The sequence below is a fragment of the Acinetobacter sp. ATCC 27244 genome (assembly GCF_000156555.1).
GTDB lineage: Bacteria > Pseudomonadota > Gammaproteobacteria > Pseudomonadales > Moraxellaceae > Acinetobacter > Acinetobacter haemolyticus.
Genome location: NZ_GG665953.1, coordinates 140,570 through 158,622, shown reverse-complemented (window position 1 = coordinate 158,622; position 18,053 = coordinate 140,570). Strand labels below are relative to the sequence as shown.

General features: G+C 40.3%; 15 protein-coding genes and 2 pseudogenes. 9 read left to right on the top strand and 8 right to left on the bottom strand.

The features are described from left to right. Positions 1 to 573: pseudogene (locus tag HMPREF0023_RS07270) on the top strand (hypothetical protein); the annotation flags it as partial. 48 nt (positions 574 to 621) lie between these two features. Here the strand turns inward: HMPREF0023_RS07270 and gatB are convergent. From gatB to gatC, 3 genes are read right to left on the bottom strand one after another with little or no spacing between them, the layout of a single operon-like run. Further along, the gene (gatB, locus tag HMPREF0023_RS07265) at positions 622 to 2,091 is read right to left on the bottom strand and encodes an Asp-tRNA(Asn)/Glu-tRNA(Gln) amidotransferase subunit GatB (RefSeq protein WP_008941642.1); all 1,470 of its coding nucleotides are present in this window, start codon (positions 2,089 to 2,091) and stop codon (positions 622 to 624) included. Then, on the bottom strand, positions 2,091 to 3,569 hold the full coding sequence (gene gatA, locus HMPREF0023_RS07260) for an Asp-tRNA(Asn)/Glu-tRNA(Gln) amidotransferase subunit GatA (protein ID WP_008941641.1): 1,479 nt from the start codon (positions 3,567 to 3,569) through the stop codon (positions 2,091 to 2,093). The genes gatB and gatA overlap by 1 nt, the downstream gene beginning before the upstream one ends. A 53-nt stretch (positions 3,570 to 3,622) precedes the next feature. Continuing rightward, the gene (gene gatC, locus HMPREF0023_RS07255) at positions 3,623 to 3,940 is read right to left on the bottom strand and encodes an Asp-tRNA(Asn)/Glu-tRNA(Gln) amidotransferase subunit GatC (RefSeq protein ID WP_005083137.1); all 318 of its coding nucleotides are present in this window, start codon (positions 3,938 to 3,940) and stop codon (positions 3,623 to 3,625) included. Between the two features lie 133 nt (positions 3,941 to 4,073). On the opposite strand from gatC, the gene HMPREF0023_RS07250 reads away from it, so the two are divergent. The 6 genes from HMPREF0023_RS07250 (at position 4,074) to HMPREF0023_RS16515 (ending at position 8,835) form a co-directional block, all read left to right on the top strand. Then, positions 4,074 to 5,114 carry a rod shape-determining protein gene (locus HMPREF0023_RS07250; RefSeq protein ID WP_004640560.1) on the top strand — a complete coding sequence of 347 codons (1,041 nt, stop codon included), beginning with the start codon at positions 4,074 to 4,076 and terminating at the stop codon, positions 5,112 to 5,114. Positions 5,115 to 5,131: 17 nt separating this feature from the next. Further along, positions 5,132 to 5,989, top strand: a complete 858-nt coding sequence (gene mreC / locus HMPREF0023_RS07245) for a rod shape-determining protein MreC (protein ID WP_017396364.1) — start codon at positions 5,132 to 5,134, stop codon at positions 5,987 to 5,989. Beyond that, entirely contained in the window at positions 5,976 to 6,470 is a 495-nt protein-coding gene (gene mreD / locus HMPREF0023_RS07240; protein WP_004640557.1) for a rod shape-determining protein MreD, read from the top strand. Before mreC ends, mreD begins: the two co-directional genes overlap by 14 nt. Continuing rightward, entirely contained in the window at positions 6,458 to 7,018 is a 561-nt protein-coding gene (locus tag HMPREF0023_RS07235) for a Maf-like protein (protein WP_008941639.1), read from the top strand. The genes mreD and HMPREF0023_RS07235 overlap by 13 nt, the downstream gene beginning before the upstream one ends. A gap of 54 nt (positions 7,019 to 7,072) precedes the next feature. Beyond that, entirely contained in the window at positions 7,073 to 8,527 is a 1,455-nt protein-coding gene (gene rng, locus HMPREF0023_RS07230) for a ribonuclease G (RefSeq protein ID WP_004640553.1), read from the top strand. Positions 8,528 to 8,661: 134 nt separating this feature from the next. After that, on the top strand, positions 8,662 to 8,835 hold the full coding sequence (locus HMPREF0023_RS16515) for a PA1571 family protein (protein ID WP_005089330.1): 174 nt from the start codon (positions 8,662 to 8,664) through the stop codon (positions 8,833 to 8,835). 29 nt (positions 8,836 to 8,864) lie between these two features. Here HMPREF0023_RS16515 and HMPREF0023_RS07225 read toward each other — a convergent pair. Further along, positions 8,865 to 10,260, bottom strand: a pseudogene (locus HMPREF0023_RS07225) (WS/DGAT/MGAT family O-acyltransferase). 496 nt (positions 10,261 to 10,756) lie between these two features. Beyond that, the gene (locus tag HMPREF0023_RS07220; protein WP_004640549.1) at positions 10,757 to 11,488 is read right to left on the bottom strand and encodes a phosphoadenylyl-sulfate reductase; all 732 of its coding nucleotides are present in this window, start codon (positions 11,486 to 11,488) and stop codon (positions 10,757 to 10,759) included. A 172-nt stretch (positions 11,489 to 11,660) separates the two neighbouring features. On the opposite strand from HMPREF0023_RS07220, the gene thrH reads away from it, so the two are divergent. Continuing rightward, positions 11,661 to 12,278, top strand: a complete 618-nt coding sequence (gene thrH, locus HMPREF0023_RS07215) for a bifunctional phosphoserine phosphatase/homoserine phosphotransferase ThrH (RefSeq protein WP_004640546.1) — start codon at positions 11,661 to 11,663, stop codon at positions 12,276 to 12,278. A 75-nt stretch (positions 12,279 to 12,353) separates the two neighbouring features. Here the strand turns inward: thrH and HMPREF0023_RS07210 are convergent, their stop codons facing one another. The 3 genes from HMPREF0023_RS07210 to HMPREF0023_RS07200 all read right to left on the bottom strand — a co-directional run bounded on the left by HMPREF0023_RS07210 (position 12,354) and on the right by HMPREF0023_RS07200 (position 17,235). Further along, positions 12,354 to 13,586 carry an OmpP1/FadL family transporter gene (locus HMPREF0023_RS07210; RefSeq protein WP_008941636.1) on the bottom strand — a complete coding sequence of 411 codons (1,233 nt, stop codon included), beginning with the start codon at positions 13,584 to 13,586 and terminating at the stop codon, positions 12,354 to 12,356. A gap of 221 nt (positions 13,587 to 13,807) precedes the next feature. Continuing rightward, complete coding sequence (locus HMPREF0023_RS07205) at positions 13,808 to 15,307, bottom strand: long-chain fatty acid transporter (RefSeq protein ID WP_008941635.1); 1,500 nt, start codon at positions 15,305 to 15,307, stop codon at positions 13,808 to 13,810. A gap of 467 nt (positions 15,308 to 15,774) precedes the next feature. Next, complete coding sequence (locus HMPREF0023_RS07200; RefSeq protein WP_008941634.1) at positions 15,775 to 17,235, bottom strand: coniferyl aldehyde dehydrogenase; 1,461 nt, start codon at positions 17,233 to 17,235, stop codon at positions 15,775 to 15,777. 147 nt (positions 17,236 to 17,382) lie between these two features. On the opposite strand from HMPREF0023_RS07200, the gene HMPREF0023_RS07195 reads away from it, so the two are divergent. Continuing rightward, positions 17,383 to 17,937, top strand: coding sequence for a phosphatase PAP2 family protein (locus tag HMPREF0023_RS07195; protein WP_008941633.1), 555 nt, complete (start codon positions 17,383 to 17,385; stop codon positions 17,935 to 17,937). Positions 17,938 to 18,053: the final 116 nt, after the last annotated feature.

Here is an 18,053-nt window from a genome sequence, read left to right as displayed (position 1 = left end):
AAGATCCCATCTGTTAGTTACGACGAAATTTTATTAAAATTTTATAAAAATGCTATGGTTGCAGAAACTGTTAATCATTCTTTTTTAAGCTTTTATCATGTGTTGGAATACTATTTTTTAAAATGTACAGAGAAGAATCTACATCAACAGTTAAAATTTTTCATTGATGATCCTAAGTTTAATTCTCAACAAAATAATTTAGAGCAATTGATTAGTACAATAAAAAGATATAATTATGAGAATGATGAAAATAAAATGCTTTTATGTGTTTTGCATGAATATATTCAACCTGAAGCTCTTCTAAATTATGTACATTCTTTAGATATCCGGCGTGGTGAAGGAACTGATATATTTGGTGAGAATATCGACAAAAAAGGGTTGGATGAAAATAATGTAATTGATATCATTGGTAGAACTATAAAAGCTATTAGGAATGGTATAGTTCACTCTAGTGATAAATATAATAGAGCAGAAAGGTTTATTCCATTTAGTGAAAGTGAAGCTACTGTAAAAAAATATCTTCCCGTTGTTAAGTTTATTGCTGAGAAAATTATTGCTACAACTTCCCATTAATAGAGAAAACCCGCTCTAAAGCGGGTTTTCTTTTGAAATTAGATTATATTAACTAATCAACTTCTTCATTAATTCATTCACTTGTGCTGGGTTGGCTTTACCTTTTGCCGCTTTCATGACTTGACCAACAAGACCGTTAAAGGCTTTTTCTTTACCAGACTTGTACTCTTCAACCATTTTTTCATTGGCTGCAAGTACTTCTTTGATAATCGCTTCAATCGCACCTGTATCGGTTTCTTGCTTTAAGCCTTTCTCAGCAATAATGTCATCTGCAGATTTTCCTTCTGCTTCCCACATAAAGCCAAACACTTGCTTCGCGATTTTGCCGTTAATGGTGTTATCCACAATACGTGCGATCATGCCACCCAATTGCTCAGCAGAAACAGGAGAGTCTGCTAAATCTAGACCAGCTTTGTTTAAAGCACCTGAGAATTCACCCATCACCCAGTTTGCTGAAACTTTACCTTGCTTCGCACCGCCAGCAGCAGCCACAACAGCCTCGTAGAAGTCCGCCATTTCGCGTGACAGCGTCAATACATGTGCATCGTATTCAGTCACACCGAAGTCAGCAATAAAGCGCTCACGACGTGCAGCAGGCAATTCTGGCAGGGCAGCGCGTGCCGCTTCGATTTGCTCATTTGAAATGATCACTGGTAACAAGTCAGGGTCAGGGAAGTAGCGATAGTCGTTCGCTTCTTCTTTTGAACGCATTGAGCGAGTTTCCATCTTATTTGGATCGAACAAACGAGTCTCTTGATCAATCTCACCGCCGTATTCCAAGATTTCCATTTGACGTTCAATTTCAACATTGATCGCTTGTTCAATGAAACGGAATGAGTTGAGGTTTTTCAACTCGCAGCGTGTGCCGAAAGGTTGACCTGGACGACGTAAAGACACGTTACAGTCAGCACGGAAAGAGCCTTCAGCCATGTTACCGTCAGAGATACCTAACCAACGCACTAGGGTGTGAATGGCTTTGATATAAGCAACTGCTTCTTCAACCGAACGCATGTCAGGTTCAGACACGATTTCAAGTAATGGTGTACCTGCACGGTTTAAGTCAATCCCTGACATCCCTTCGAATTGGTCATGAATTGATTTACCTGCATCTTCTTCAAGATGGGCACGCGTTACGCCAATACGCTTCACTGTGCCATCTTCGAGTTGGATGTCGATATGACCCAAGCCCACAATCGGATTGTCCATCTGGCTGATCTGATAGCCTTTTGGCGAATCTGGGTAGAAGTAGTTTTTACGTGCAAATACGGATGCTTGATCGATATACGCATCGATACCCAAGCCAAAGCGAATTGCAAGATCAACGACCTCGGCATTCAATACAGGCAATACACCCGGCATCGCCAAATCAACAAGGCTAGCTTGTGTATTTGGGTCTTGGCCAAATTCAGTTGATGAACCCGAGAAAATTTTAGATTTGGTTGCAAGCTTAGTGTGGATTTCAATCCCGATAACGACTTCCCAACCGTCAATTAACTTTAACTTTTGAGCTTCAGCCATTATGCATTCTCCTCAGCAATTGCCGCACGTTTGGTATGCCAGTCTGTGTTTTGTTGATATTGATGCACAATCGAAAGCAATTGTGATTCTGACCAGTAGTTACCAATCAACTGTAAACCAACAGGTAGGCTGTCTTTATCAAAACCGACAGGTGCATTGATGGCTGGTAGACCCGCCAAGTTCACAGCAAGGGTATAGATATCGCCTAAGTACATTTCAGTTGGACTGAGGTTCGCACCGATTTTGTACGCAGTCGTTGGTGCAGATGGCGCTGCAATCACATCGACATTTTCAAATGCTTTGAGGAAGTCTTGTTGGATTAAACGACGTACTTTTTGTGCTTTCACATAGTAAGCATCGTAGTAACCTGCAGACAGCGCATAAGTACCAATCAAAATACGGCGTTGTACTTCAGCACCAAAACCTTCTGAACGTGAACGTTTGTAGAGGTCTAAAATGTCTTTTGGATTTTCACAACGGTAGCCATAACGAACACCATCGTAACGTGACAAGTTTGATGACGCTTCCGCAGGTGCGATCAAATAGTAAGTTGGAACGTAGGCTTCAGTCATGTTGAGATCAATCTCAACCAAAGTCGCGCCCATTTCTTCAAGCTTTTTCAATGATTCTTCAACGCGCGCTTTTACGTCTGCATCTAAACCAGCGACATTGAAGTATTGTTTTGGAATACCAATACGTAAACCTTTCACAGCTGTGCCGTTTAGGTTAGCCACGTAATCATCCACTTCTTTGTCTACAGAGGTTGAGTCTTTAGCATCATGACCAGCAATCACATTCATGAGGTAGGCACAGTCTTCTGCTGAACGTGCCATTGGACCGCCTTGATCCAATGATGAGGCATAGGCAATCATACCGAAGCGAGAAACACGACCATAAGTCGGTTTTAAGCCCGTTAAGCCACAAAATGAAGCTGGTTGGCGAATTGAACCACCTGTGTCTGTACCTGTTGCGATCGGCGCAAGATCAGCCGCTACAGCTGCTGCAGAACCACCTGATGAACCACCCGGGACATGATCTAAGGCCCACGGGTTGCCGGTTGCACCAAAGTAAGAGCTTTCAGAGGTTGAACCCATAGCGAATTCATCCATATTCACTTTACCTAAAGTCACAAGACCTGCGGCTTTAGCCTTGGCAACCACGGTTGCATCATAAGGTGAAATGAAATTGTCCAACATTTTTGAACCCGCAGTGGTTTTAATACCTTGGGTACAAAAAATATCTTTATGTGCAAGTGGAATACCTGCCAACGCATGCGCATTGCCTGATTTGATTGCTGCATCAGCCGCATCAGCTTCTACTAAGGCTTGCTCTGCGGTCACCGTCACATAACTTTTTACTTTTGCGTCAATTTTGGCGATACGTTTTAAATAATGTTCAGTCAATTCACGTGATGAAAATTGGGCTTGTTTTAAACCTTCAGAAAGTTCACGAATTGATAAGCGATGTAAATCTGTCATATGAAAAATTTCTTTACATTCTAAATATAAAATAAAAGTTAACTGAATAAAAATTATTCAATTACACGAGGTACAAGGTATAAACCAGCTTCGGTTGCAGGTGCGATCGCTTGATATTCATCACGGTGATTGCTTTCAGTAACTGCATCTGTGCGTAATGGTTGTGGGTTATCAAATGGGCTTTTCAAAGGCTCAACATCATCGGTATTAATGCCTTTCAAGCTTTCCATCATGCCCAGAATTTTATTTAAACTTTGAGCATATTCAGCAGATTGCGTGTCGTTTAGCGATAAGCGTGCCAAATTTGCAATTTGCGATACAGTTTGCGCATTTAGATCCGCCGTCTGTGGAGCATCGGATGATGTAGACATAACTTTACCTAATTCAGTATCAAAAAATTTCAAAATATCGTGCGTTATAATAAGCGATTGACTTGTTCAAATCATCACATTTAGTTAAAGTTGCCACCTTGTATTCACACAAAGTTTAATTGAGAACGCCCCCGTGATTCTAAAACGACTAATTGGCTTGTTTTCGCCGGATTTAGCCATTGATTTAGGTACTGCTAATACGCTTATTTATGCACCAGGCCGTGGCATTATTTTAAATGAACCAACTGTTGTGGCAATTCGCCATAGTGGTTCACAAAAAATTGTTGCCAATGTTGGACTTGATGCTAAACAGATGTTAGGTCGTACCCCAGCGAATATTTCAGCGATTCGTCCGATGAAAGACGGTGTGATTGCTGATTTTGAAGTAACTGAAACCATGTTGCATCAGTTTATTGGCAAAGTACATGAAAAGCGTTTATTTCCACCTGCACCACGTGTTGTCGTTTGTGTACCGTGTAAATCTACTTTGGTAGAACGCCGTGCAATTCGTGAAGCTGTATTCAACGCAGGTGCTCGTGATGTCCGCTTGATTGAAGAGCCGATGGCGGCAGCAATCGGTGCGGGTATGCCTGTAGAGCAAGCATGTGGTTCGATGGTGGTCGATGTGGGTGGTGGTACCACTGAAATCGCAATCATTTCATTACAAGGTTGTGTTTACGCTGATTCATTACGTATCGGTGGTGATGTTTTTGATGAGCAAATCATCAACTATGTACGTAAAGCGCATGGTTGTGTGATTGGTGAAACCACGGCTGAAGTGATTAAAAAAGAAGTTGGAATGGCGGTTGCTGATGGTAAAACATTAGAAATCGAAGTTCGTGGTCGTAATTTAGCTGAGGGTGTTCCTCGTGCGATTACGGTAACTTCTGATGAAATCACGCAAGCGATTGCTGATCCATTACAAAGTATTGTCAGTGCGGTGAAATCTGCACTTGAACAAACGCCGCCAGAATTGTCTTCTGATATCGCTGAGCGTGGTATTGTGTTGACGGGTGGTGGGGCATTATTGCGTAACTTAGATAAGATGCTTGCGCAAGAGACTGGGTTACCAGTTGTGGTTGCTGAAGATCCGTTGACTTGTGTCACTCGTGGCGCTGGAAAAGTATTAGAGTTCTTTGACAATCCAAATCACGACATGCTTTTTGTTGGCTAAACCATAAGGACTAGGCGGTGCAACCGAATCTTTTTTCAAGACAACCGCCATCTTTTCGCTCATTTGTTATTGCAGTGATCACATGTTTGGTAGTGCTATTTTTTGATTGGCGCATGCCACATGTGATTAAACCAGCAAGGGATGTCTTGTACGCCGCGTATAACCCAATTTATGCATTGGCGAGTTATCCAGTACTGTCGCGAGAATGGCTGAATCAACAAACCAAATCTGAAGCTCAATTGCGTCGTGAAAATACTGCGATGCAAGCAGAGCTATTGCAAGCACGTGTTCGACTCCAAAAATTATCTGAACTTTCTGCTGAAAATAACCGTCTAAGAGGCCTATTAGATACGCCATTGATCATTGATGGACGTATGCAGATTGCTGAAGTGATTGGAACGGATGCGGATCCATTACGTCATATCATTATTATCAACCGTGGTTCTTCCGATCAGCTTAAAATTGGACAAACAGTTTTGGATGATCAGGGCATCATGGGACAGATCATCAATGTCTATCCACATAGTGCGCGTGTGATGTTGTTATCTGACAAAGAGCATTCTCTATCTGTACGCTTAGAGCGGACGGGTATGCGTGCGATTGTGTCGGGTACTGGTGATTTAGGTCAGTTAAAAATGGACTACGTGGCGACCAGTGCAAACATCAAAGTTGGGGATAAGGTGTTCAGTTCTGGTTTAGGTGAGCATTTCCCTGCAGGTTACTTAGTCGGGACAGTATCGAAAGTCAGTCGTCATAATTCTGGTGAATTTGCTGAAATTGATGTAGTGCCAGCGGCTCAACTGGCAAGTGGTCATCATGTCGTGGTTCTGTTCTCAGAGTCATTGGCAAAGGAGCAGCCTTATGCCAATCGCTAAGTTAAGTTATAGTAAATCCAATAAAGATCCTTTGTTGATGATCATCATCTCGATTGTGATTGCATCGGTGTTGATGGTCTATCCGTTGGCGTATGAGTTGTCAGGATGGCGACCTGCGGTGATGCTGATGGTGATGCTGTTCTGGATTCTTTATCAACCTGTTTGGTGTGGGATCTGGTTTGCCTTCGGTATGGGGATTTTTGCTGATTTACTTTTAGATGCGCCACTTGGGTTAAACGCATTAAGTTTTGTGCTAATTTGTTTTGCGACACGCTATTTCATACGTGAACGACGAATTTTAACTTTTGGTAATTCGTGGGTGATTGCAAGTATTGCCATAGTGATGCATATCACTTTTTTATGGATGTGTCAGACCATAACAGGTATGCATTTTTCTCTAGCTCGACATTGGCAACCGTTGATTACGGGTGTTTTAGCTTGGCCGATCCTTTATTATTGTTTACATAAATGGCGCATATAATTCTCGCATCCAGCTCGCCGCGTAGGCAGGAGCTTTTATCGCAACTGGGTTTGGACTTTGAAGTTTTTAGTCCAGACATTGATGAGACAGTAAGGGATGCTGAAACGGTTGTGCATTATGTGGAACGGTTGGCAAGAGAAAAAGCGCGTGCTGTTTTAGCTCAATTTCCTGATGCAATTGTAGTTGCAGCAGATACCAGTTTAAGTTTTGCTGGAAAGATTTTAGGTAAGCCTGAATCAAAGCAACATGCTTTTGAAATGTGGTCACAGCTTTCTGGGCAGTGGCATGATGTATTTTCTGGCGTCTGTGTTGCCAGTCGTATTCAAATATGCAGTACAGTAGTGCGGACACAAGTCGAGTTGCAAACGCTTAGCCACGCAGAAATGGAAAAGTATTGGGCAACAGGTGAGCCGATTGGCAAAGCAGGTGGATATGCTATTCAAGGAATTGCTGCACAATATATTCCACAAATAAGGGGCAGTTATAGTAATGTGGTGGGGCTGCCTTTGTATGAAACAGTACAGTTATTAGAAAGCGTTAAAGCATAAATTCTGCATTAACGCTGTCGGCATAAGAATTTTTATAAAAGTTTTGAGTTGGTTATGGCAGAAGAGTTGCTGATTAACGTTACACCGATGGAGTGTCGGGTTGCGTTGATTGAAAATGGTACGGTCAATGAACTATTTGTTGAGCGTACGGCAAAACGTGGTTTAGTGGGTAATATTTATAAAGGCAAGGTTGTCCGTGTACTACCGGGCATGCAAGCTGCTTTTGTTGATATTGGATTATCTCGAACAGCATTCTTGCATATCAATGATATGGTCTGGCCTCGTTCACAACCGACGCCTAATGTTTTTGAGTTGTTGCATCCTGGGCAAATGCTTACCGTGCAAGTGATGAAAGACATGCTCGGAACCAAAGGGGCTCGACTCAGTACAGATCTTTCGATCCCATCGCGTTATCTTGTGCTGATGCCTTATGGGAATCATATCGGGGTATCGCAGCGCATTGAAGCGGAAGAAGAGCGTGATCGTTTGCGTGGGATTATTGAGCATATTCAAGCTGAACATAACCTACCTGGAAGTGTGATTGTACGCACTGCTGCGGAAGGGGTGGATGAAGCGGCGATTGCACAAGACATGAATTACTTGAGTAAACTGTGGGAATTCATTCAACGGAAGCAAAAAGAAGTTTCAACACCTGAGCTAATTTTTGAAGAATTGCCTTTACCTCAACGTATTGTGCGGGATTTAGCCAGCGATGAAACCGCTAAAATCTATGTGGATTCGCGCGAAATTCATGGCAAGTTGAATGACTTCGTCAAGGAGTTTGTGCCGACCATTCAAAATCGTTTGCTGCATTATCCGGGTGAAAAACCACTTTTTGATTTATACAATGTCGAAGAAGATATTCAAAAAGCTTTACAAACGCGTGTAGCACTTAAATCGGGTGGCTATCTGATGCTTGATCAGACAGAAGCGATGACCACCATTGATGTTAATACTGGTTCCTATGTCGGTGGGCGAAGCCTAGAAGACACAGTTTTTAAAACCAATATGGAAGCGACCCAAGTCATTAGCAGACAACTCCGTCTGCGAAACTTGGGCGGTATCATCATCATTGATTTTATTGATATGCAAGAAGCTGGGCATCGGGAAGAAGTGATGCGTCAGTTTGAAAAAATGCTTGAACGCGATCATGCCAAAACCAAAATTACTCAAGTTTCAGAACTGGGTTTGGTTGAAATGACCCGTAAGCGAACTCGTGAATCTTTAGAACATCTACTTTGTGAATCATGTCCAACTTGTCAAGGACGCGGTTATGTGAAGACAGCAGAGACAGTATGTTACGAGATATTTCGCGAGATCATGCGATATGCGCGTGCATTTGATTCCAAGGGTGGCTTTACTGTCGTTGCGCATCCAGCAGTGATTGATCGGCTTTTAACAGCAGAAGCCCCAGCCGTCGCGGATTTGGAGCATTTTGTGAACCGTGTCATAAAATTCCAAGTGGAAAATTTATATACGCAAGAGCAATACGATATCATTTTAAGCTAAAGTTGTAACAAGATTTCGCTTAATCCTTGTTACAACTGAAATTTTACTTTCGATCATGAATTTTAAATACTAGAACCATAAGATTAGCCATAGGCATTTTTCAATGTCTTAGCAAATATAATGAGGTATATAAAATGAATGTAAGTAAAAGATTAGTGAGTCACGGTTTTAAGCATGTTTTAGACAGCAATCCTGTGAACACTTGTTATATGGTCGATAGCCAAGGTAAAGAAGTTCAGATTACTACGGCAATGATTCGTTCAGCCTGCCATCAATTGCTACAACGTTGTCGCGCAATTAAAAAGTAAGGGGCCATTGAAAGCCCCTTAATTTTTCTCTACGAATTTACAATCTTCTCTTGCGGTAACTCTTGAATCTTTTGTTCAAAACGTTGAATTTCTTCTTCTAGATGTGTCAGTAAGTTTTGCATTTTTGGTAGTGCATTTCGACATGCGATCAAACCAACTTCTAATTTATCCAAATAACTGGTTAAGGTAATATTGAGTGCCTGACCATCCATCACGATTGATGCAGGATATAGTGCATCGAGTTTTGCCCCATTCCAATACAACGGTTCACGTAGACCAGGTACGTTAGAAATTACAAGGTTAAAGGCTTGACGCTTAGGTAACATTCCTGAAGCGATGTTTAATCCTGCTGGACCATAAACCACGGCACTATAGTTTAGAATCTCATTTGCGGTCATACGACTAAAGCGTTGTTTGGAGTTTTGCACACTGCGACGAATAATCTCTAAACGTTCGATTGGATCTTCGATATGAGTGGCAAGATTGGCCAAAATCATCGTAATACGGTTACTTACATCTGAGTCATCGGTACGTAGTGATGCTGGCACCATAGCGATTAAAGGCTTTTTCGGTAAGCTATTATGACTGATCAAATATTCGCGTAAAGCACCAGCACATACAGCCAAAACGACGTCGTTTAAGGTCACGCCTAGGGTTTTGGGTTTTGGCAATGGTGCGGAAACGATCTAATTCGAATGATTGTGCTGCAAAACGACGGGCAGAGCTAACACGTTGGTTTAAGATCGACGGCGGTGCTTGGAAGGTCGAAACGTAGTCTGGGTTTTTCCCCATCTCTTTAAAAATAGTTTGAGAGAGTTCTTGCATCACTTTAGGAGCAACTTCGCACTGGGATTTAATCGTATCCCACACACCTTTGATTTTGCTAACACTTGGTGGTTTCGGAGCTTTTAAACGTTTAGCGCGCTTGCCTTCTACACACCAGAGCGGAACGACATGTTTTTCATTTGGATCTTTTGAAAGCGATTTTTCGATTAGGCGCATACCTGCAACGCCATCTACCATCGCATGATGGATTTTGAAATACATGGCAAAACGGTTGCCTTCAATTCCTTCGATAATGTCACAGGTCCATAATGGTTTAGCACGGTCAATAAGAGAACTATGTTGCTGTGAAATATACACTAGTAATTCACGAATACGTCCAGGATTGGGTAACGCAATATGACGGAAATGATGGTCTAAATCGAATTCATTGTCTTCACCCCAAAATAAACCATTTAACTGATTGTTGAAGGGTGGTACTGGAATGCTTTTTGATTGACGAATTTCTTCAACCAGATCATGAACAAAGGTTGGAGACGCATTTTCAGGTAGTTCAAATAAAAACAGCCCACCTACATGCATGGGTTGCTGTCTTTTTTCTAATGAAAGAAAAATGAAGTCGATCGGGTGTAAAGGGCGCATAGCAGATATAGCCTCTCATCGCATTTTTTATAAGATACTCTTGGAGCTCTTATTAGTATTATTGAACCGTAGAGATCAGTATATACGCTTTCGTCTGGTTAAAATATGACTTTGTACACAGCAGTCAGAAAAAATAAAACCACTGACAAATCAGTGGAATGAGGGTCTATGGGTATTTCAACGATACCTTGCGTTATTGGCTAAAACGACATAAACAAGGCATGAAGCGTAGGTAATGGTGGTCTCCCTTACCAAGCTTTATAACGCAGTTTAGGGAAGTTTTAGCCATAACCTGAGCAAGAGCAAAGCACTGCTTTGATCTCAGCGCAAGGCAAAGCTCGAGGACAGGAGTATTTTTTGCCGTTCCTTCGTTATGTCTTGTTTATTTAGAATGACTAAATTTCACAAGACATGCCTTGCAACGTCTAAAAAATATTCTCTGTCGCAAGCATCTATGAAAAACACATAGACCCTTCTATACCAAAATTGTTACAGCTTATTTTTTTAGATTTCCAGCATGCAAACCACACTCTTTGTGAGTTGCTTCTTCCCACCACCAACGACCTTCACGTTCATGCTGATTAGGTAAAACAGGGCGTGTGCAAGGTTCACAACCAATTGAGATAAAACCACGCTCATGCAATGGATTATATGGAATTTCCATCATACGGATATAACTCCATACATCGGCACTACTCCAATTGGCAAGTGGGTTGTACTTGATCAGTTGTTTACCTTCCCCTGAAAAGCCAACATCGGCCTGAACCACTGGAACATCACTGCGTGTTGGGCTTTGATCTTTTCGTTGACCCGTAATCCAACCATCTAAAGTCGCCAATTTTTTACGAAGAGGTTGAACTTTACGAATTCCACAGCATTCTTGATGACCATCTTCAAAAAAGCTAAATAACCCTTTTTCATTGACGAATTGTTGAACTGCAGCAGACTCAGGAAAACAGATTTCGATATTAATATTGTAATGCTTACGGACTGTTTCAATAAATTGATAGGTTTCAGCGTGTAGTCGCCCCGTATCTAAGCTAAAGACACGAAAGGGCTTACCAATACGAGAAGCGATATCAATCAATACAACATCTTCCGCACCTGAAAATGAAATGGCGATTTCACCTTGTTGACTTAAAGCAAGTTCTAAAATTTCTCGTGGCGATTTTTCTGCATATTCAGCAGCGAGCGCATCCACAAGGTCAATAGTTGGAATAACAGTCATGGGGGTTCCTGGCGATAGGCTTGGGCACAATTGTAAATCATTCTAAGCAAAGCAGTTTACTTGCTCTCAACTTTAATCTTGTAGAATAAAGCTGATTTATTCAACAACAGCGCAAAAATTGAAAATGTTAGTGGTATGATACAGCAATTTTTAACCAACATTGGAAGCATTCATGGAAATCGTATGCCTAGATCTTGAAGGGGTTTTAGTTCCAGAAATCTGGATTAATTTTGCAAAAAAAACAGGGATTAAAGAACTCGAGGCAACGACTCGTGATATTCCAGACTATGATGTACTAATGACACAGCGTCTAAATATCTTAAAACAACATGGTTTGGGTTTAAATGATATTCAAGCGGTGATTGCGGATATGGGGCCTTTTGAAGGGGCGAAGGAATTTGTTGATTGGGTACGTACTCATTTCCAACTGATTATTCTCTCAGATACGTTTTATGAGTTTGCACATCCTTTAATGCAGCAACTGGGTCAACCGACAATTTTCTGTCATAAATTAGAGACAGACGAAAATGGTATGATTACAGCGTATAAACTTCGTCAACCAGATCAAAAACGTCAGGCGGTTAAAGCTTTGCATGGTTTGAACTTCCGTGTGATTGCGGCAGGTGATTCTTATAATGATACGACGATGTTGGGAGAAGCGGATCATGGATTCTTGTTTGATGCACCAGATAATGTAATCGCTGAGTTTCCTCAATTTCCACCTTTGCATGGCTATGAGGCTTTAAAACAAGCCATTCGTTCAGTATCGCAACGTAATATTCCAGAATAACTAATCCTCCCCAGCCCTCCTTTAGAAAAGGAGGGAGTTTTCCCTCTTTATTAAAGAGGGGGAAGGGGAGATTTCTTAGAATTTATAACCAATCTTTAAACCGTAAGCGATAGCATCATTATTTTTAAACTCTGCAATATAAGCAGGCGTTTCAAATTGTGATCCTGATTGTGCTTTGGCATCACCCAACCAGAAATACTTCACGCCACCAGCGATGAAGTAATTTGGAGCAGGGCTGTATTGAACACCTAAGCCAACATTCCAATAGCCTTCAGTTGGACCCAGTGTGGTGACTGGATTACCCGCACCTGAGTCCCAACCTACTGAAAGATTACCTGCCCACAGATCATTGAATTTACGACCTACACCCGCAGTTACCGAATATTGATCATCGGTATAAGCAACAAGATCAAAGCCTTCTTTTTTGCCAGTGTTATTTACAATAGGAGTAAGTACAGAAGCTTCACCAAATTTATATGGGCGAATAGCAAAGTCTTTCCAGTTCACCCAACGTAAGTTCGCAAAAGCAACGGTGTTCTCCATGATCCCTGTTTGTAAATCGAGATTGATTGACTGTGGGGTGGTAATTTCTGTAATGCCTTGAGCATTATTGATTTGAATCAGACTTGCATTTAGATCAGGAGGTGATGGGATCATACCTGCAGCATTATGTTTTTCATAAGCATTCATTTCATGCTTGATTTTGGCACGATAGGTGAGAGATGCTTTCAGTGCAATTTCTGGAATTTGATAAGCAACACCCGCTAACCAACCCACTGCTTCATCACGACCTGTTTTAAAGTCATAACCATTATAGGCAGTGTAACTGGTACCACGTAATAATACGTTAGCATCTAGTGTTTGATAAACTGCCCCTGCATACAGATTCCAGTTCTGGTTGGGTTGGTAGCCGAACAGTAAATTTAAATTTTCAGTACGAACCGTTACTGAGGTATTCCCTTGGAATGGAACAGGACGATTTTCTACAAAGTTATTTTGACCATGATATTCGGCGTCAGCGCCATATGGATGGTCATACAGCAAACCAATGGAAAATTGCTCAGTTGCTTGGATTTTTAAGGCCGCACTTGCTGAGTAATAATGATTTGCCATGTCACCCGTATTATTTTGAGACATATCTTTTCCTGATACATCAGCACTTAGAAAAGTAATACCCGCTTCAAAATAATTGTTTGGTTGTAAAAAGGCTGAAATTGACTGACCAGAACGATCCAAGGCTGCTGCAAAAGCAGAGGTTGTTGGTAATAAACTAAGTAAAATTGCTGTTTGAATCGCATGCAGCTTCATTGATATTTTCTCTCATATCAGGTGTAACTAGAATGCCGCGAAAAGTAACATAATTTTTGAGCGTCAAAATATTTTACAATTGTCAATAAATGAACTGGCAAAGTCATGGAAAGGTGTTGAGTCGTATGGATTTATAGATTAATCACTCTAATTGTTTTATTTTTTGGTAAATTTTGTGCAAAAAAAGACCGTCATATGACGGTCTTTTTCATTAAAATGGATTAGAAACGGTAACCGATTTTTAAACCATAAGCGATTGCGTTGTTGTCTTTGAACTCAGCGACATACTCATTACCACCCGCTTGAGCACCAGTTTGAGCTTTTGCATCGCCTAACCAGAAGTACTTCACACCACCAGCGATAAATGTCGATGGAGTAGGGCTAAATTGAACACCAACACCAACGTTCCAATAGCCTTCTGTTGGGCCAAGTGTAGTTACAGGATTACCCGCTCCAGAATCCCAACCTACAGAAACGTTACCTGCCCACTGTTCACTCAGTTTACGTCCAACACCAGCGTTAACTGACCATTGATCTTCAGAATATTCTACTAAATTGAAACCATTCGGACGATTTACAGTTTCACCAATTTGTTTAGATAGTAAACCAAACTTATATGGTTGAATTGAAAAATCTTTCCAATTCACCCAGCGTACATTGGCAAATGCAACTGTATTAGCCATGATACCAGTTTGAAAATCAAGGTTTACGGATTGTGGCGTTGTAATCTTTGTTTTTTCAGAACTGTTGTTGATTACATCGATAGCATCACCTCTACCTAACAAGTTTAAAGCTGGTAGGGTAGGAATTGTTTCATTGATATTTACTTTATGATCAATCTCAGAACGATAAGTAACCGAAGCTTTTAATGCGATTTCAGGGATTTGATAAGCAGCACCTGCTAACCAACCCACACCGCCAGTCTCTTTGATGTCGGCATCGTAACCATTATATATACTATATGCTTGACCACGAAGATTCACGGAACCTTTTACTGTTTGATATACGCCACCCGCATAAAAGTTAAGGTTTTTATTAGGTTGGAAACCAAAAATCATAGATAAATTTTGTGAGTCTACTTTGACTTTGGTATTTCCTTTTCCAAGTAAACCATTGACTTGTTGTAAACCTTCATCAACTAAGTTAGTTATACCTTGTTTAACTCCAGCGTCAATTTGAGCTTTGGTCGCTGGATCATTATTGTACGCAGTTAAAGTATTCGCAAACTGTAGTTGTCCTGCTGGAGTAGTGAGGTCTACACCTTGAGCTGTTAATGCCGCCCCAACACGTTGCTGAGCAGAAAGATTGTTAAATTGAGTATCGATAGTTGATTGGCGAATAACATCTAATCTATCTTGGGCTAAAATTGTATCTGTTGGACTAGAAACAAATACATTATTACCAGTGTATGCTGCATCAGCACCAAATGGCTGGTCATAAATAAGACCAAAGGAAATATTGTCTGTAAGTTGGAATTTTAAAGCTGCGCCAGGGAAAAAGTAATCATTTCCCATATCCGCAATTTTACGTCTAGTGGTAGAGTCCCCAGCCTCTTGACCTTCAACTGTTGGATCTAAAACCGAGATACCCGCTTCAAAATAGTTACCTGGTTGTAAGAACGCAGATATAGACTGACCTGAACGGTCTAACGCTGCTGCAAAAACTCCAGTTGCAGGTAACGTAGCTAAGATCATTGCAGTGCTAAGGTGTTTTAATTTCATTTTAAATCTTTCCTTGAACTTTTAAGATTCTTAAGTTTAGAAGCTATGAAATGACGACAAAAAGTCATTTATATTTGATTGGCTATAACTTCATGTAACAAAAATACCATAATTAAAATAAGAGTAAATGTTCTAAATGAACTATACAGTACGATTTATTGCATGAAAATGAATGAAATATAATCAATAAATATTTTATACATCTGTGTTTTTATTGGTAATGTTATGAAAAATATCAAATATTTTTTAGATTTCTGGGTGGAAATCTTTTTGCATTTTTAATAAAAATATTTTTTTCAAGGTCAAAGATTTTTTGTAAAAATAGGAATCTGTTCTTCTTTTTTTAAATTTACGAGAAGGTTTCGGTTATTTTTAGTTCGACTGTTTCTGAGTAATAAAATAAATGGTTTGGGATAGAAATGCAGCCACTTTCGAGATACATCTCTATCCGTTAGTTCAGTGATTTACTATTTTAAGTCTGGATCACCTTTTTTCAAGAAGAAATGTAAAGCTAGCTTCTGTATCCATGTTCCATACGGTGGATAGAATAACTGGGTTGGGAAAAATCGATGTCGAATAAAGACTGTTTTTGCATGTGAAAGTTCTCGGAAACCCTCTATACCATGATATGTTCCCATACCTGAGTTTCCAATACCGCCAAAGGGTGCATCATGGTTCACGACATGCCATCCCCAATCATTGATTGTGACGCCACCTGAATGCGTTTGTTTTAAGATATGATCGCGTTCATTGGCATCATGGGTAAAGCAATAAAGTGCCAATGGACGTTCACCTGCTTTGATATATGCAATCGCATCATCTATTGCATCATATGCAACTACCGGAAGAACTGGGCCAAATAACTCTTCTTTTAAAATCCTCATATCTGGTGTGCAATTTAGAACAATATGTACAGGCATGCGACGCCCATCTTGGTCTGGAACATAGTCCCCGCATGTGATGATCTCTGCACCTTTTGCTTTAGCATCTTCAAGTATTTCGAGTAATCGTTTTAAATGCCGATCATTGACGATAGACGTGTAATTGGTATTTTTTGAAATATTATCGCCATACATCGATGAAAAATATGATTTACATTCTTCCACAAAGGCATTTATTTTTTCCTTCGGTACTAATGCATAATCAGGTGCAACACAAATTTGGCCACAATTGGTTGCTTTACCATGCAAGATCCGCATCGCTGCATCAGCTAAAGGGTAGTGACGGCTCACCAGAGCAGGTGATTTACCACCAAGTTCTAAGGTAACTGGAGTTAAGTTTTCTGCTGCCGCACGCATCACCACACGGCCAATCGCTGGTGATCCAGTGAAAACAATGTGATTGAATGGAAGGGTTGTAAATAGTGAAGGGTCTGTGATTTCTTCACCAAAAATAGCAACTTCGTCTTCAGAGAAAACCTCAGCAATCATGCGTTTCATGACCGCATTTGTTGCAGGAGTAATTTCTGGCAGTTTAACCATGACTCGATTGCCTGCTGCAATCGCTGCGATTAATGGCCCTAACGCCAAATAAACGGGGAAATTCCAAGGCACAACAACGCCAACAACTCCTTTGGGTTGGTATTGCACACGTAAACGATTGGATAAGAAAAGTAATTCTGTACTGCGTTTGCTTGGGCGCATCCATTTATGTAAATGTCGAATTGCATGTTCAGCCTCTAGAACAGAACCAAGTAAATCGAGCAGTTTAGATTCATCGATAGAGCGAGAGCTAAAGTCAGTATTGATTGCAGCAGCAATTACATCTTGATAGCGAATAATTTGCTTTTTGAGGTTGAATAACTTACTGCGCCGTGTGTCTAAATCTGGGTAGGGTTGAGCAGCAAAAGCAGCAGATTGTTGAGCGAAAATAGCATACATATGCTCGTGAGCAGGTGACTCAGATTGTTGTGAATGCGCTTGATTCATATTTTACCTTCTATGTTTTTATCTTTGATTTCAAGGAGTCTTAGTAATCTATATCTATCAAAGTATGTCGGTCAGTGCTGGATTCATAATTCTTTCATCAATTTTATATACATTGCGATCAAATAAGTGATCAAAGATTGATGAGAGATGATTTTGAACGATATAAATATTCATTTATTTCATAGTATCAATGCTTTTGCTTTAAAATATCCAGTCTTAGATCAAATTGTGATCTTTTTGGCAAATGATTTAAACACAGTCTTTATTAGTTTTCTTGTGTTTTTGTTATTACTGCAATGGAAGGCGCACCATTTAATATTTGCAAAGACTTTGTTTATCGTACTTATATCATTATTATTATGTGATTTAGTTGATTATTTTTATCATTCACCGCGGCCATTTCAACTCGGTTTAGGACATAAACTGATTGGTCATGGTTCAACTTCTTCTTTTCCTAGCCAACATACATTAACGATTGTGATTATTGGGTGCTCGTACTTATTGGCAGGTTTTAAATTGATTGGTGGTATTGGGTTAGTGTTTAGTCTGATCGTGGGATTATCACGTATTTTTGTGGGTGTTCATTTTCCTTTCGATATCATTGGAGCCTTTCTAATCGGTTTAATGTTGGTATTATTTGTGAATTACAGCCTAAGAATATTAACGTTGAGATTACGCAAGGTGATACCTTTGCTAAATTGAAGCTAAAAAAGACGAAGCAAATGCTCCGTCTTTTATGGTTTATTTTGCAGATTAGTTGTCAAATTTATATATTCAAGTTCTCGAACGTTAGAAATTCCAGAGGAAAATAATATTTT